This window comes from Luteimonas granuli (assembly GCF_007795095.1).
Lineage (GTDB): Bacteria > Pseudomonadota > Gammaproteobacteria > Xanthomonadales > Xanthomonadaceae > Luteimonas > Luteimonas granuli.
In genome coordinates this window covers 2,293,567-2,308,611 of record NZ_CP042218.1, presented here as the reverse complement: position 1 = coordinate 2,308,611, position 15,045 = coordinate 2,293,567, and the positions used below count along the sequence as shown (strand labels likewise).

The following is a 15,045-nucleotide window of genomic DNA, read 5'->3' as shown; positions in this document are numbered from 1 at the left end:
GGCTATCGCCCTCGTTGCTGCATGGCACGCCAGGAGGGACTCGAACCCCCAACCTGCGGTTTTGGAGACCGCTGCTCTGCCAATTGAGCTACTGGCGTGTACAGATTTTCCGAACCTCATAGACGCCAACGGCGAGCCGCTAACGACTCGCCCGGCGTCACCACAAGCCGTCGGCGTACCGCCGATGGCCCTTGTCGGCGTTATCCGGTCCGCCGTGGGCGGACCGGATCAACGGCGACCCGTATCACGACGGCCAAAGGCCGCCGGGATACGCGACCTTACTTGATGATCTTGGCGACGACGCCCGCGCCGACCGTACGGCCACCCTCGCGGATCGCGAAGCGCAGACCCTCGTCCATCGCGATCGGGTTGATCAGCTGGACCACCATCTTCACGTTGTCGCCCGGCATCACCATCTCCACGCCTTCCGGCAGGGTCACGGCACCGGTGATGTCGGTGGTGCGGAAGTAGAACTGCGGGCGGTAGCCCTTGAAGAACGGCGTGTGGCGGCCGCCCTCGTCCTTCGACAGCACGTACACCTCGGCCTCGAACTCGGTGTGCGGGGTGATCGAACCCGGCTTCGCCAGCACCTGGCCGCGCTCGACGTCGTCACGCTTGGTGCCGCGCAGCAGCAGACCCGCGTTGTCGCCCGCCTGGCCCTGGTCCAGCAGCTTGCGGAACATCTCCACGCCGGTGACCGTGGTCTTCTGGGTCGGGCGGATACCGACGATCTCGATTTCCTCGCCCACCTTGATCACGCCGCGCTCGATGCGGCCGGTCACCACCGTGCCGCGTCCCGAGATCGAGAACACGTCTTCCACCGGCATCAGGAACGCCTTGTCCACGTCGCGCTGCGGCTCCGGGATCCAGGTGTCCAGCGCGTCCACCAGCTGGATGATCGCCGGAACGCCGATCTCCGACTGGTCGCCTTCCAGCGCCTTCAGCGCCGAACCCTTGATGATCGGGGTGTCGTCGCCCGGGAAGTCGTACTTCGACAGCAGCTCGCGCACTTCCATCTCGACGAGCTCCATCAGCTCGGCGTCGTCGACCATGTCGGCCTTGTTCAGGAACACCACGATGTACGGCACGCCGACCTGACGGGCCAGCAGGATGTGCTCGCGCGTCTGCGGCATCGGGCCGTCCGCGGCCGAGCACACCAGGATCGCGCCGTCCATCTGCGCCGCACCGGTGATCATGTTCTTGACGTAGTCGGCGTGGCCCGGGCAGTCGACGTGCGCGTAGTGGCGCGTCGGGCTCTCGTACTCCACGTGCGAGGTCGAGATCGTGATGCCGCGGGCCTTCTCTTCCGGCGCCTTGTCGATCGCGTCGTAGGCGTGGAACTCGCCACCGAAACGCTCCGCACCGATCTTCGTCAGCGCCGCCGTCAGCGTCGTCTTGCCGTGGTCCACGTGACCGATCGTGCCCACGTTCACGTGGGGCTTGGTGCGCTCGAACTTACCCTTGGCCATGATTGCGTATCTCGTTGAACTGTTGGATGGAGGGCCCGCGCCTGGCGGCCCGAAGGTGGTGCTCACGAATGGAATCGAACCATCGACCTCCTCCTTACCAAGGAGGTGCTCTACCGACTGAGCTACGTGAGCGTGAGTTGTGCCCTGCGCGGCGGGTGCCAATGATACCCCCGCGGTGGAGCGGGAGACGGGAATCGAACCCGCACCATCAGCTTGGAAGGCTGAGGTTCTACCATTGAACTACTCCCGCGCCGGGGATTGCTGGTGGAGGGAGGTGGATTCGAACCACCGAAGGCGTAAGCCAGCAGATTTACAGTCTGCCCCCGTTGGCCGCTTGGGTATCCCTCCAGCACTTCGAACCGGTGAAAACAGCCCACGATTTTGACGGTCCGGATCGTGGCTGTCAACGCCTGCAGGCCTCAGGGCATCGGAAACCAGCGTCCGCCCCGGGGCCGGCGGGCCGTGGCCTCAGACGTTGAAGCGGAAATGCAGGATGTCGCCCTCCTGCACGCGGTACTCCTTGCCCTCCAGGCGCAGCCGCCCGGCCTCGCGGGCACCGGCCTCGCCCCTGAAGCGGATGAAGTCGTCGTAGCCGATGGTCTCGGCGCGGATGAAGCCCTTCTCGAAGTCGGTGTGGATCACGCCCGCGGCCTGCGGGGCGGTGGAGCCGGCCTTGACCGTCCAGGCGCGGACTTCCTTGACGCCAGCCGTGAAGTAGGTCTGCAGGCCGAGCAGGCTGTAGGCCGCGCGGATGACGCGGTTCAGGCCCGGTTCCTCCAGGCCGAGGTCGGCCAGAAAGACGTCGCGATCGGCCTCGTCGAGCTCGCTCAGCTCCTCCTCGATCGCGGCCGAGACCGGCACCACCTCGGCACCCTCGCCCGCCGCCCGGGCCCGCACCGCATCCAGGTGGGGATTGCCCTCGAAGCCGTCCTCGAGCACGTTGGCCACGTACATCACGGGCTTCATCGTGAGCAGGAAGAGGTCGCGGACCATCGCCCGGTCGTCCTCGGACAGACCCAGGGCGCGGGCGGCGGTACCGGCGTCGAGACCGGCGCGCAGTCGCTGCAGCACCTCGACCCGCGCCTTCGCGTCCTTGTCGCCGGTCCTGGCCGAACGCTCGGCGCGCTGCAGCGCCTTGTCCACCGACTCCAGGTCGGCCAGGGCCAGCTCGGTGTCGATGGTTTCGATGTCGGCGATCGGATCCACCCGGCCGGCGACGTGCACCACGTCAGGATTCTCGAAACAGCGGACCACGTGGCAGATCGCATCCACCTCGCGGATGTGGGCCAGGAACTTGTTGCCCAGGCCCTCGCCGCTGGCGGCGCCGGCCACCAGGCCGGCGATGTCGACGAACTCCACCGCGGTCGGGATCACCTTCTGCGGATTGATGATCTCCGCCAGCGCATTCAGCCGGAGGTCCGGCACCGGCACGACGCCGACGTTGGGTTCGATGGTGCAGAAGGGGAAATTGGCCGCGGCGATGCCCGCCCGGGTCAGCGCGTTGAAAAGTGTCGACTTGCCGACGTTCGGCAGGCCGACGATGCCGCAGGTGATGCCCATAGATGTGTCAGGTCCTGTTGGTGTGCAGCCGCGTCATGGCGTCCATGTAGTCGCCCTGCATGACCAGCGGCAGCACGTCGAGCGCGTCGTCGATGGCGCGACCGATGAGGATGTCGTCCTCGGGCGACGGGCGCCCCAGCACCCAGCCGGTCACCCGATCCTTGTGGCCGGGATGGCCGATGCCGATGCGCAGGCGGTGGAAGCGGCCGTGGCCGAGCAGGCGCATGGTGTCGCGCAGCCCGTTCTGGCCGCCGTGGCCGCCGTCGAACTTGAGCCGGGCCACGCCCGGGGGAAGGTCGAGTTCGTCGTGGACCAGCAGCGCCTGCTCCGGCTCGATCTTCCAGAAGCGCAGCGCGGCGAGCACCGACTTGCCGCTGAGGTTCATGAAGGTGGCCGGCTTCAGCAGCCAGGCCTCGTGACCGGCGATCCGCACCTTCGCGACCTCGCCGAACAGCTTGCCGTCGACCCGGAAGCGCTCGCCTTCGCGCGCCACCAGGGCGTCGACAAAACGGAACCCGGCGTTGTGCCGGGTCCGTGCGTGCTCCGGACCGGGATTGCCCAGTCCGACAATGAGGCGGATGCCGTCCATCGCTTCGGCGCGGGCCGGCGCCTCTCGGGGAAGCGCCGGCGCCGTGCGCCTTACTTCTCCTCGGCGCCTTCCTGCTTCGCGGCAGGCACGCCGCCAGCCGCTTCCTCACCAGCCTCGGGCTCGGCCTCGACGCGGGCGTGGCGGGCCACGGCCACGGCGGGGTTGTGCTCGTCGTCCAGCTTGACGGCCAGTTCGACGCCCTTGGGCAGCGCGACTTCGGACAGGTGCACGGTGCCGCCGATCTCCATCTTCGACAGGTCGACCTCGATCGCCTCGGGCAGGTCGCCCGGCAGGCAGATGACCTCGACGTCGTTCAGCTCCTGGGTCAGGACCACGCCAGCGGTCTTGCCGGCCGGCGAACCCTCGGCGTTCACCAGGCGCAGCGGCACGTGGACGCGGATGGCCTCCTTCAGGTTCACGCGCTGGAAGTCCAGGTGCATGATCAGCTGGCGATACGGATGGCGCTGCATGTCGCGCAGCAGCACGGGCTGCACCTTGCCATCGACCTCGAGGTCCATGATCGAGGAATAGAACCACTCGTGCTGGCTGGCGACCCAGACCTTCTCGTGGTTGAGCTGGATGCTCTGCGGGGCGGCGTCGCCGCCGTAGACGATGGCCGGGATCTCGCCGGCATGACGCAGGCGGCGGCTCGCACCCTTCCCCTCGTCCTTGCGGCTGGCGGCCGTGATCTTCTGGTTGCTCATTGGTTTGCTCACTTGCTGTGGATTGACCGCCTCGCGGCGGCGTGGTGGCTCCCCCGCGACCAGGGAAGCCGGTGTTGACGCGGGTCGGGACCGCCGGCCGGAGGCCGTCAGTCCACGTAGAGGGAACTGACCGATTCGCCGAAGGCGATGCGGCGGATCGTCTCCGCCAGGAGCTCCGCGACGCTGAGCTGGCGGATGCGGCCGCAGGCGCGGGCGGCTTCGGACAGAGGGATGGTGTCGGTGACCACCAGTTCGTCGAGCTGGGAGCGGGTCACGTTGTCGATGGCCGCGCCCGACAGCACCGGGTGGGTGCAGTAGGCCACGACCTTGGTGGCGCCCTGCGCCTTGAGCGCCGCGGCAGCCGCGCACAGCGTGCCGGCGGTATCGACGATGTCGTCCACCAGCACGCAGGTCTTGCCGGCCACGTCGCCGATGATGTTCATCACCGTGGCGACGTTCGCCTTCGGGCGGCGCTTGTCGATGATCGCGAGGTCGGCATCGTCCAGGCGCTTGGCGATGGCGCGGGCACGGACCACGCCGCCGACGTCGGGGCTGACCACGACCATGTTGTCGGTGCCATGCGCGCGCCAGATGTCGGCCAGCAGCAGCGGCGAGGCGTAGACGTTGTCCAGCGGGATGTCGAAGAAGCCCTGGATCTGGTCGGCGTGCAGGTCGACGGTCAGCAGGCCGTCGGCGCCCGCGGCGGTGAACATGCGCGCGGCCAGCTTGGCCGTGATCGGCACCCGCGAGGAACGCATGCGGCGGTCCTGGCGGGCATAGCCGAAGTACGGCACCACCGCGGTCACGCTGCTGGCCGAGGCGCGCTTGAGCGCGTCGATCAGGGCCAGCACCTCCATCAGGTGCTCGGCGGTCGGGGCACAGGTGGACTGCACCACGAACACGTCCTGGCGGCGCACGTTCTCCTCGATCTCGACCTGCACCTCGCCGTCGGAGAACGTGGACACCAGCGCCTTGCCGGGACGCACGCCGAGTTCACGGCACACGTCCAGGGCGAGAGGGCGATTGGCATTGCCGGAGAAGATCAGCAGGTTGCCATCTTCCTTTTTCACGGGACTACTCCGCTGGACGCAATTGCGACGACGATTGTCTGGCAGGGGCGGCAGGATTCGAACCTGCGAATGCCGGGATCAAAACCCGGTGCCTTGGACCTCTTGGCGACGCCCCTGCGGTGGCCAGGCCGCAAGTGCATCGAGCAGCGGCGAACGCGGCGCGCCGGCGACCACCCGGGCGCGAAGCCCGTGAGGCAGCCCGGCGAGCGCGGCCTCGGCGAGACCGCGCGTGGCGAACTCGACGAAGCAACCGCTGCCCGTCCCGGTCAGACGTGGCGTGCCGACGCGCGAAAGCGCCTGGAAGGCGGCTTCGACGGCCGGTTCCAGGCGACGCAGCACCGGCTCGAACACATTGCCGAGCGGAGCACCCGAAGCGAAGTCGGCTATTGTCGCGGGCGCGGCATCTCTCGTCAATTCAGGGGCTTGGAACAGGGCCGCGGTGGCGACATGGACGCCGGGATCGGCGACCACATACCAGGCCGGTGGCAGCTCCACCGGCTCCAGGCGCTCGCCCACACCCTCGGCCCAGGCGTTGTGGCCCCGGACGAAGACCGGCACGTCGGCGCCCAGCCCGGCGCCGAGCACGGCCAGCGCCTCGACACCGGCCTCCAGCCCCCAGACCGCATCCAGTGCCCGCAGCACGGTGGCGGCATCCGAGGATCCGCCACCGAAGCCGCCCCCGGCAGGAACGCGCTTTTCGACGCGGATATCCGCACCTTGAGCGACGTTGAACTCCGTTCGCAGAAGGCTGGCGGCGCGCAAAGTGAGGTCGACGGCCTCCGGGACCGCCGCCAGATCGTCGCCGTGGCGGACGATGCGGCCGTCGGAGCGCGGCCGGAGATGGATGGTGTCGCCCCAGTCGAGGATCCGGAAGACGGTCTGCAGGCTGTGGTAACCGTCGGCCCGGCGTCCCGTGATGCGCAGGAACAGGTTCAGTTTGGCCGGCGCCGGCCACGCCGACCAGGCCGGCGCGCTCACGGCCCCGCCCCGCCCCAGTCGTCGACCACGAGACGGACCCCGGCATCGCCGCGGCGGGCGTCGATGCGCAGCGGCAGGGCCCGGCCGCTGTCGCCCGCCTCCAGCCAGCCGCGGAAATCGATGTTCCAGCCCGCCTGCCGCAATCGCGCCGGCAGCAGGTCGGCGCCGAAATCCAGGTGCGCGGGGCCGTAGATGGCCTCGTCGGCGGGCAGGCCGCGCAGCCACGCGCCCAGCGCGCCGACCGGCACCTCGAGCCCGGTGGCTTCATACAGCAGTTGCTGGCCATCCGGGCCGGTGCGGGGCCCTCCTTCGAGGCCCTCCACGCGCGCACCGCCGGCATCGACCGACAGCCGCCAGCCCTGCCGCGTCACCGGTGCCGCCAGGGCCACCTCGAAGCTCCCGCCCCGCTGCCGCCACTCGATGCGTCCGCTGCCGCCCCTGTCGCCGCTGGTGATGGACGCCCGTCCGGTGAAGCCCCAGACCGTCACCGCGGCCAGCGCCCGGGCGCGATCGGCCTGCATCGCCTCGGCACGCGCCAGCTCGGCCGCCCCCAGTGCCGGCAGCGCGGGCGCAGACGGCGGACGGGTGGCGCAGGCCGCGAGCAGCGCGACGCAGGCCAGCGCGGAAAGCACCCGCGCAACGACCGCGACCGTCCTCATCCGCCGATGTCCTCCAGCGCCCGCCGCAACGACCGGTTGTCCGGGTCGATGCTCCGGGCCTGCTCGAACCACTCCCTGGCTTCTTCCCGGCGGCCCAGCTCCCAGAGCACAGTGCCGATGTGGGAAGCGATCTCGGCGTCCTTTTCCAGCACGAAGGCACGACGCAGCTCGACCAGCGCCTCTTCGTGGCGGCCGAGCCGGTACAGCACCCAGCCGTAGCTGTCGATGATGGCGGCATTCGCGGGCTCGGCCAGGCGCGCGCGCTCGATCAGCTCCAGCGCCTCTTCGTAGCGCTCGGTGCGATCGGCGAGGGTGTAGCCCAGGGCGTTGAGCGCTGCGGTGCTGTCGGGCTCGGCCACCAGGATCCGGCGCAGGTCCGCCTCCGCGCGCGGGATGTCGTCGCGCCGCTCCCACAGCAGCGCGCGCGAGTACAGCAGCGCCGATTCGTCGGGGAAGGCGGCCAGGCCGCGAGCCAGGGCATCGAGCTCGCCCTCGGCATCGTCATCCTTGCGACGGAGCTCCGACTCCATCAGGTAGGCGTCGCGGCGCAGGTTCCCCTCGGCCTCCGCGTCCTGCTGCAGGTCGTGCAGGGCCTGCCAGGCATCCTCGCGCCGGCCCAGGTCGTGAAGGACCTTGGTTTCGCGCAGCCTGGCGGTGGCACGCTGCTCGCCGCCGGGCACGCTCCGGTACCACTCCAGCGCCTGCTCCGGCAGCTCGAGGAATTCCGCGACCTGGCCCAGCAGCAGCCGCCGCGCCGGGTCCGGCACTTCGGCGCCCTTGGCCAGCTGTTCGTAGAGTCCGGACAGCGCCTCCTTGTCCCCGGCCTCCGCCAGCAACGAGGCGCGCAGCGCGAGCTGGCCGAGGTCGCCGGCGGCAGGCGCCGCGGCCAGCAGGGCCGCGCCCGCGTCCGCGGCACCCAGCTCGCCGTAGGCCAGGGCCATCCGCTCGCGGATGCCCGGCCCTTGGAGCGCGGCGCCCGTCGCCAGGGCATCGAGCACCGTACGCGCCTCGTCGCTGCGGCCGGTCCGGTGTAGATGGCGCACGCGCAGCAGGCCCAGGGCCGGATCGCCGGGATGGAGCTCCCGCGCCACCGCGTCGATGCGGCCGAACAGCGCGTCGTCGCCCAGTCCCAGAGCCAGCTGCCCCGCCGCGGCCAGGGCCATGGGCCGGGTCGGCAGCGCGCCCCGGTCGAACAGCTGGCCGAGCACGCGTGCGGACAGTTCGGGATCACGGCTACCGGTGCCCAGCACGGCGAATGCGGCGAGCCAGCCACGCGCGCCGCCGTCGCGGAGCATGGCCTCGAGCTGGCGCCGCGCTGCGCGCGCCTTGCCCGTTCGCAAGGCCAGGGTGGCGCTCGCACCCTGCATGCCCAGCGATTCGGGGGCCCGCTCGCGCCACAGGGCCAACGCCTCCCGCAGCGCGTCATCGTCGCGGCCCAGCAGGGCGTAGCGGGTGGCCCGCGACGCCAGCGCGGCGTCACCGGGCGCGGCGCGGGCGGCCGCCAGGTACCATCGCACCGCCTCGTCCAGGCGTCCGGCGGAGACCGCGAACTCGGCGGCCATCACCTCGCGCAGCGGCCCGCCTGCGCCGGCATCGCGCGCTGGCGCCGGGCCGGTCGCCAGCACGCCGAGCACGACCGCCAGCAGTCCCGCCAGGCCGTGAACGGCCGCGAAGCCGCCCTGCCGGGCTCCCGGCGACGCGCGGCGCCCGGGCACCGTAAAATGAGGCCGTGTCATGTCAGCACTTTATCGCAAGCTCCTGAACACATGAGCCTCGTCGCCATCGGCCTCAACCACCAGACCGCGCCGGTCGAACTGCGCGAACGGGTGGCTTTTGCCGATGAAAGGCTCAAGGCCGCGCTCGCCCAGCTGCGCGCCCTGCCCGGCGTGCGGGAAGTCGCGCTGCTGTCCACCTGCAACCGCACCGAGCTCTACGCGGTGGCGGACGACGAGGGCCGGGCGCTGGTGAACTGGCTGGCCACGCATCCGGAGGATCCGGCCGGCGACGCCGCGTCGCTGCAGGCCTATCTGTACCGGCACGCCGGTGACGAGGCCGCGCGGCACCTGTTCCGGGTCGCGACCGGCCTGGATTCGCTCGTGCTCGGCGAGCCGCAGATCCTGGGCCAGGTGAAGGAGGCCTGGGCCACGGCGCGCGGCGCGGGCACGCTCGGCAGCCACCTCGATCGCCTGTTCCAGCACGCCTTCGTCACCGCCAAGCGGGCGCGCACCGAGACCCGCATCGGCAACAGTCCGGTGTCGATGGCCTCGATGGCGGTGCGCCTGGCCGAGGACAGCTTCGCGCGGATCGAGGACTCGGCCGTACTGCTGGTCGGCGCGGGCGAGACGATCGAGCTGGCTGCCCGCCACCTCGCCGCGGCACGGGTCAAGCGGCTGATGGTCGCCAACCGGACCTACCGCCACGCCGAGGCGCTGGCCCACCGTCATGGCGGCATTGCCCTGCCCCTGGACGAGCTCGGCCACCACCTGCACCTCGCCGACATCGTGTTCTCGGCCACCGCCAGCCGTGAGCCCGTGATCCGCCGCGCCGAGATCGAAGCCGCGATGGCCGCGCGCCGGCACCGGCCGATGCTGCTGCTCGACCTGGCGGTGCCGCGCGACATCGAACCCTCGGTCAGCGGGCTCCGCGACACCTACCTCTATACCGTCGACGACCTGGAGCGCGCCGTGGAGGACAACCGCCGCAACCGGCGCGAAGCCGCCGACGCCGCGGAATCGATCATCGACCTGCAGGTGGCGAGCTTCGCGCGGCTGCGGGCCACCGGCGCCCGCAGCGGTCCGATCAAGCGCCTGCGCGCCCACGGCGAAGCGGTCAGGTCCGACGTCCTGGAGCGTGCGCGCCAGCAGCTCGCCGCGGGCTCTTCGCCCGAGGCCGTGCTGGAGTTCCTTGCCCATACCCTCACCAACAGACTGCTGCACGCGCCGACCGCCGCGCTGCGCGAAGCCGCGGCCACCGGCGACACCGCCATGCTGGAGGCCGTCGAACGCATGCTGCCGGCCGAAGCCGCCGCACCTCGGACGCACGCGCCTGCCGCGGCGGCCACCGGCGACAACCGCACCCCTGATGCCACCCGCGACGACAGCGATGCTGCCGACCCTGCGCCGTAAGCTCGAGGCACTGGCCGAGCGTCGCGACGAACTCGAGCGCCTGCTGGCCGAGCCCTCGGTCGCCGGCGACCAGGCGAAGTTCCGCGCCCTCTCGCGCGAGTTCGCCGGCCTCGAGCCGCTGGCCGCCGCGCTCGCCGCCGAGTCCCGCGCCCGCGCCGACCTCGAGGCCGCCGAAGCCATGCGCGCCGACCCCGAGCTGCGCGAACTGGCCGAGGACGAAGTCGCCGCCGCCAACGCACGCCTGGCCGAGCTCGACGACACCCTGATGACGCTGCTGGTCCCGCGCGACGCGCGCGACGACGGCGGCATCTATCTCGAGGTCCGTGCCGGCACCGGTGGCGACGAGGCGGCGATCTTCGCGGGCGACCTGCTGCGCATGTACACCCGCTACGCCGAACGCCAGGGCTGGCGGGTGGACATCGAATCCGCGAACCCGGGCGAGCATGGCGGCTTCCGCGAAGCCGTGGCCCGCATCGAGGGCACCGGTGTCTACGCACGGCTGAAGTTCGAATCCGGCACGCATCGCGTGCAGCGCGTGCCGGAGACGGAATCCCAGGGCCGTATCCATACCTCGGCGGCGACGGTCGCGATCATCCCGGTGGAGGAAGAAGGCGAACCGGTCGAGATCAATCCCGCCGACCTGCGCGTCGATACCTTCCGCTCCTCGGGCGCCGGCGGCCAGCACGTCAACAAGACCGACTCCGCGATCCGCATCACCCACCTGCCCTCGGGAGTGGTAGTGGAATCGCAGACCGAGCGCTCGCAGCACGCCAACCGAGACAAGGCCATGAAGCGCCTGCGCGCCACGCTTGCCGAGGCCGAGGCCGAGCGCCGCGCTGCTGCCACCGCCGCCAGCCGCAAGCTGCAGGTCGGCAGCGGCGACCGCAGCCAGCGCATCCGCACCTACAACTACCCGCAGGGCCGGATCACCGACCATCGCGTCGAAGGCCTGACCCTGTACGACCTGCCCGGCGTCATGGACGGCGCACTCGACCCCTGGTCGACCGCCTCGCGCGCGAACACCAGGCGGACGAACTGGCCCGGCTGTCCGGGCAGGCGGCATGACCCGCAGGGCCTGAACCACGAACGGGAGGCAGGGACGGTGGAGAAGATCAAGGGCAAGACCTACGAGCGCGAGATCGAGTCCCTGCAGCTGGAGCTGGTGGCGATGGCGCGCTGGGCCCGGCACAGGGGCGAGCGCATCGCGATCGTGCTCGAGGGCCGCGACACGGCCGGCAAGGGCGGCACCGCCAAGGCCATCACCGAACACCTCGATACCCGCCAGTACCGCGTCGTCGCGCTGCCGAAGCCGAGCGAGCGCGAGCAGGGCGAGTGGTACTTCCAGCGCTACGTCCGCCACCTGCCTTCCGCCGGCGAGATCGTGCTGTTCGACCGCAGCTGGTACAACCGCGCCGGCGTGGAACAGGTGATGGGCTTCGCCACCGAGGAGCAGGTCCAGGCGTTCCTGCTGCAGGTGCCGGCGTTCGAGAAGCTCCTCGTCGACGGCGGCATCCGGCTGTTCAAGTACTGGTTGTGCTGCGACCAGGAACAGCAGGAGGAGCGGTTCGCCGAACGCAGGGAAGACCCGCTCAAGGCCTGGAAGCTGTCGCCGATCGATTTCGAGGCCCGGATGCGCTACGACGACTACACGCGGGCCCGCGAAGCGATGCTCGCCGCCACGCATACCCCGCATGCGCCCTGGACCCTGGTCGACTACAACCATCAGAAGTCCGGCCGCCTGGCCCTGATCCGCAACCTGCTCGACCGCCTGCCCGACGTTTCGGTGCCCGAATGCCACCCGGAGCTCGCGCCGCTGCAGGGCAAGCCGTCCAGGGAGCGCTACGGCGTGCTGCAGCCGATCCCGCACTACCAGATCGACGACGACGCCTGACGCCTGATGCCGGGCGCCAGGCCGGGACGCCCGGGGAGGCGGGTTTCCCGACGGCCTCCAGCCGGAGCGGTCAGCCCGGCCGCCCGGGGGCGGGCCCGCCGGCGGCCGCGATCGCATCCTCCAGCTCCGCCGCGGTCACCGGCCCGAGGAAGGTCTTCACCAGGCGGCCGTCCGGCGCCACCAGGCAGGTGAGCGGCAGCCCGCGCGGCGTGGGGAAGTCGCGCGGCGGGTCGTAGGTGTCGACGATCGCCACCGGGTAGGCCACCGGATGCTTGTCGAGGAAGGCGCGCAGGGTGTCGGCGTCGGTGTCCTCGTAGGCCAGCCCGATCACTTCGACGTGTTCGCGCATGGCGTCCAGCGCCGACAGCTCCGGCATCTCCTTCAGGCAGGGCGCGCACCAGGTCGCCCAGAAGTTCACCACGACCCACCGGCCGCGGCGGTCGGCGAGCTCGTAGCGGTCGCCGTCGAGCGTGGTCACGACCAGGGTCGGATACTCGGCGTTGCCTGCCCCGGCGTCGGACTGCCGGTCTGGCGCGGGCGCTTCGCCTGCGGCGCCGGCCGCGGGTGCCGCCGCTTCCGGCGATTCCGGCCGGGGGCCTTCCTGCTGGCAGGAGGTGAGGAGCAGGGCCGCAAGGCAGGCGGCCAGTACGTAGCGCAGTGGCATGGCATTCATTCCGTATCGGGGTCGAGGCAGTCACCGACGCGTCGGCGCAGAAGGTCCCGCAGCGGCAGGCGCAGCCGGTCGATGGTCGCCACCACCGCGGCGCCGCGGGCGTCGTCGGCGCCGGGCAGGTGCGCCTCGGCGATCGGGATGCGCAGCTGGCCGGCTTCGTAGAGCTCGGCCAGGGTCAGGTCGTCGAGATCGCGGGCCAGCAGCCACTCGCCGGTCTCGGCGCGGCGCACCACGCGGATCGACTCCAGCTGGCCCAGCGTCTCCTGCACCAGGGCGTCGGTCAGCACCGGCTCGCACTCGAGGATCCCGTCGCTGTGCAGCCCTTTCCCCTCGGCGCGCGCTTCGCGGAAGCGCGCCAGCAGGCGCAGCATCGCGTAGATCTCGTAGCCCTGCGGCAGCCGCAGGTGCGCCGGCTGGTAGCGGAACGCCGATACCGAGGCCGCGAACGAGGCGCCGAGCAGGATGCTCACCCAGCCGAAGTACAGCCACAGCAGGAAGATCGGCACGAAGGCCACCGCGCCGTAGATGTTCTGGTAGGCGTTGAAGCTGCCGAGGTAGAAGCCGATCAGCCGCCGGCCGATCTCGAGCAGCACCACCGCTACTGTGGCACCGGCGAAGGCATGCCGCCACTGCACCGTGCGGTGCGGGACCACGCGGTAGATCAGCGCGAAGGACAGCAGCTCGATCACCACGGGCGCGGCGTCGAGCAGCGCCGCCTGCAGCCACTGACCGGCCCCGGTCCGGAACACGTCGAGCGCGAACACGCGGCCGACCACCGACAGGCTGGCGGCGGCCACCAGGGCGCCAAGCGTCAGCACCGTCCAGTACACCAGGAAGCGCGAGAGTCGTGGCCGAGCGGTGTGCACGCGCCAGATGCGGTTGAACGCGGCCTCGATCCCGACCAGTGTCACCAGCACCGACACCACCAGCGCGATCACGCCCACGGCGGTGAGCTTGCCCGTGTTCCCGGAGAACGCCAGCAGCCAGTCGCTGATGCCCCGGGCCGAGTCGGGCACGAAGTTGGCGAACACGAACTCGATGAGCAGGCCGCGCCACTCCTCGAACACCGGGAACGCCGACAGCACCCCGAACACCACCATCGACAGTGGCACCAGGGCGAAGGTGGTGGTGAACGACAGCGCGCCCGCGGCCTCGAACAGGCGATCGTCGAGGAAGCGCCGCCACAGGAAGCGTGCGAAGGTCCCGGCGCGGGCGCGGTCCCGCAGGCGCTCGCTCCAGCGGTTGAGCGAATCCAGTGGCTCCATCGCCGTGAGGTTACCCGATCGGGCGGCGCGCGACGCCGGGTGGCGGCATCGTGCCGGAGCCGCTGCCGCTATGCTTGCCGGTCCCGGAGGAGAACCCATGGCCGAAATCCTGGTCCTGTATTACAGCCGCGGCGGCTCGGTGGCAGCGCTCGCGCGCCAGGTCGCACGCGGCGTCGGCGAGGTCGAAGGCATGTCGGCGCGGCTGCGCACGGTGCCGCCGGTGGCGCCGGTGACCATGGCCGCCGCACCGCCCGTGCCCGAGGAAGGCGCGCCCTACGTCGAGCCCCGCGACCTGGTCGAATGCAGCGGCCTGCTGCTTGGCAGCCCCACCCGCTTCGGCAACATGGCCGCGCCGCTCAAGCACTTCCTCGACGGGCTCGGCGGCGAATGGGCCAGCGGAACCCTCGTCGGCAAGCCGGCGGGTGTGTTCACCTCGACGGCCACCCTGCACGGCGGCCAGGAATCCACCCTGCTGACCATGCTCGTGCCCCTGCTGCACCACGGCTGCGTGGTGGCCGGCATCCCGTTCACCGAGCCCGGGCTGTCGTCCACGCGCAGCGGCGGCACGCCGTACGGCGCCAGCCACGTCGCCGGCGGGGACAACGATCCGACGCCCAGCGACGAGGAGGCGAAGCTGGCGCGCGCGCTCGGCCGGCGCATCGCCGCACTCGCCGCGAGGCTGGGTTGATGGCGCTGGCGGGGCCGCGACGTCTACTGGCGCTCCTGCTGCTGGCGTTGGCGGCGCTGTTCTCGGCCTGGTTCGCCGGCGACGCGCACTATCTGCAGGCCCTGGTCGTGTTCGCGCTGCCGCCGCTGCTGCTGGCCGCGGGCGTGCTCGCCGGAAGGCGCACCGCTGCGTTCTGGGCGGCGGTGCTGGCGCTGGGATGGTTCTCCCACGGCGTGATGCTGGCCTGGGAGCGCGCGGGCGACCGCACCTGGGCGCTGACCGAGGTGGCGCTGGCGCTGGGCATCGTGTTCGCGGCGAGCTGGCCGGCCTTGCGGGCGCGCTTCGGACGCGATCGCGCGAAGGGCGACGGCGCGAAGGATTAGAATGCACGGACG

General features: G+C 71.1%; 14 protein-coding genes, 5 tRNA genes and 1 pseudogene. 5 read left to right on the top strand and 15 right to left on the bottom strand.

The features are described 5' to 3' along the window. Positions 1-22: 22 nt before the first annotated feature. The 13 genes from FPZ22_RS10660 to FPZ22_RS10600 all read right to left on the bottom strand — a co-directional run bounded on the left by FPZ22_RS10660 (position 23) and on the right by FPZ22_RS10600 (position 8,744). Positions 23-98: transfer RNA gene (locus FPZ22_RS10660), tRNA-Trp, on the bottom strand. A gap of 180 nt (positions 99-278) precedes the next feature. Next, positions 279-1,469, bottom strand: coding sequence for an elongation factor Tu (gene tuf, locus FPZ22_RS10655; RefSeq protein WP_144892832.1), 1,191 nt, complete (start codon positions 1,467-1,469; stop codon positions 279-281). Between the two features lie 56 nt (positions 1,470-1,525). Continuing rightward, a tRNA-Thr gene (locus FPZ22_RS10650) sits at positions 1,526-1,601 on the bottom strand. Between the two features lie 44 nt (positions 1,602-1,645). Continuing rightward, positions 1,646-1,719: transfer RNA gene (locus tag FPZ22_RS10645), tRNA-Gly, on the bottom strand. A 12-nt stretch (positions 1,720-1,731) separates the two neighbouring features. Next, positions 1,732-1,817, bottom strand: a tRNA-Tyr gene (locus FPZ22_RS10640). 120 nt (positions 1,818-1,937) lie between these two features. Beyond that, positions 1,938-3,029 (bottom strand): redox-regulated ATPase YchF, encoded by a 1,092-nt coding sequence (gene ychF, locus FPZ22_RS10635; RefSeq protein WP_144892830.1) that lies wholly within the window; start codon positions 3,027-3,029, stop codon positions 1,938-1,940. Positions 3,030-3,036: 7 nt separating this feature from the next. Next, positions 3,037-3,618 carry an aminoacyl-tRNA hydrolase gene (pth, locus tag FPZ22_RS10630; protein WP_144892828.1) on the bottom strand — a complete coding sequence of 194 codons (582 nt, stop codon included), beginning with the start codon at positions 3,616-3,618 and terminating at the stop codon, positions 3,037-3,039. Positions 3,619-3,668: 50 nt separating this feature from the next. Then, positions 3,669-4,322 carry a 50S ribosomal protein L25/general stress protein Ctc gene (locus FPZ22_RS10625; protein WP_144892826.1) on the bottom strand — a complete coding sequence of 218 codons (654 nt, stop codon included), beginning with the start codon at positions 4,320-4,322 and terminating at the stop codon, positions 3,669-3,671. A 107-nt stretch (positions 4,323-4,429) separates the two neighbouring features. Continuing rightward, entirely contained in the window at positions 4,430-5,392 is a 963-nt protein-coding gene (locus tag FPZ22_RS10620) for a ribose-phosphate diphosphokinase (protein WP_144892824.1), read from the bottom strand. A gap of 39 nt (positions 5,393-5,431) precedes the next feature. Then, positions 5,432-5,508: transfer RNA gene (locus FPZ22_RS10615), tRNA-Gln, on the bottom strand. Then, complete coding sequence (gene ispE / locus FPZ22_RS10610; protein ID WP_425463045.1) at positions 5,471-6,388, bottom strand: 4-(cytidine 5'-diphospho)-2-C-methyl-D-erythritol kinase; 918 nt, start codon at positions 6,386-6,388, stop codon at positions 5,471-5,473. Before ispE ends, FPZ22_RS10615 begins: the two co-directional genes overlap by 38 nt. Next, the gene (gene lolB / locus FPZ22_RS10605) at positions 6,367-7,029 is read right to left on the bottom strand and encodes a lipoprotein insertase outer membrane protein LolB (protein ID WP_144892820.1); all 663 of its coding nucleotides are present in this window, start codon (positions 7,027-7,029) and stop codon (positions 6,367-6,369) included. The genes ispE and lolB overlap by 22 nt, the downstream gene beginning before the upstream one ends. Next, positions 7,026-8,744: a tetratricopeptide repeat protein gene (locus FPZ22_RS10600; protein ID WP_246120694.1), complete on the bottom strand. Its 1,719-nt coding sequence runs from the start codon at positions 8,742-8,744 to the stop codon at positions 7,026-7,028. Before FPZ22_RS10600 ends, lolB begins: the two co-directional genes overlap by 4 nt. Before the next feature lie 51 nt (positions 8,745-8,795). Between FPZ22_RS10600 and hemA the strand changes: the two genes are divergently transcribed. The 3 genes and pseudogenes from hemA to ppk2 all read left to right on the top strand — a co-directional run bounded on the left by hemA (position 8,796) and on the right by ppk2 (position 12,045). Continuing rightward, positions 8,796-10,154 carry a glutamyl-tRNA reductase gene (gene hemA / locus FPZ22_RS10595; RefSeq protein ID WP_144892815.1) on the top strand — a complete coding sequence of 453 codons (1,359 nt, stop codon included), beginning with the start codon at positions 8,796-8,798 and terminating at the stop codon, positions 10,152-10,154. Beyond that, positions 10,132-11,219 (top strand): annotated as a pseudogene (gene prfA / locus FPZ22_RS10590) (peptide chain release factor 1). The gene hemA and the pseudogene prfA overlap by 23 nt, the downstream one beginning before the upstream one ends. Positions 11,220-11,256: 37 nt before the next feature. Further along, positions 11,257-12,045, top strand: a complete 789-nt coding sequence (gene ppk2 / locus FPZ22_RS10585) for a polyphosphate kinase 2 (protein ID WP_168198985.1) — start codon at positions 11,257-11,259, stop codon at positions 12,043-12,045. Positions 12,046-12,115: 70 nt separating this feature from the next. Here ppk2 and FPZ22_RS10580 read toward each other — a convergent pair whose 3' ends face one another. Both FPZ22_RS10580 and FPZ22_RS10575 read right to left on the bottom strand, forming a co-directional pair. Then, complete coding sequence (locus FPZ22_RS10580) at positions 12,116-12,709, bottom strand: TlpA family protein disulfide reductase (protein ID WP_144892811.1); 594 nt, start codon at positions 12,707-12,709, stop codon at positions 12,116-12,118. Positions 12,710-12,714: 5 nt separating this feature from the next. Next, entirely contained in the window at positions 12,715-13,983 is a 1,269-nt protein-coding gene (locus tag FPZ22_RS10575; RefSeq protein ID WP_144892809.1) for a YihY family inner membrane protein, read from the bottom strand. Positions 13,984-14,080: 97 nt separating this feature from the next. Between FPZ22_RS10575 and wrbA the strand changes: the two genes are divergently transcribed. Further along, on the top strand, positions 14,081-14,671 hold the full coding sequence (gene wrbA / locus FPZ22_RS10570; protein WP_144892807.1) for an NAD(P)H:quinone oxidoreductase: 591 nt from the start codon (positions 14,081-14,083) through the stop codon (positions 14,669-14,671). Further along, complete coding sequence (locus FPZ22_RS10565) at positions 14,671-15,033, top strand: DUF2069 domain-containing protein (RefSeq protein ID WP_144892805.1); 363 nt, start codon at positions 14,671-14,673, stop codon at positions 15,031-15,033. Before wrbA ends, FPZ22_RS10565 begins: the two co-directional genes overlap by 1 nt. Positions 15,034-15,045: the final 12 nt, after the last annotated feature.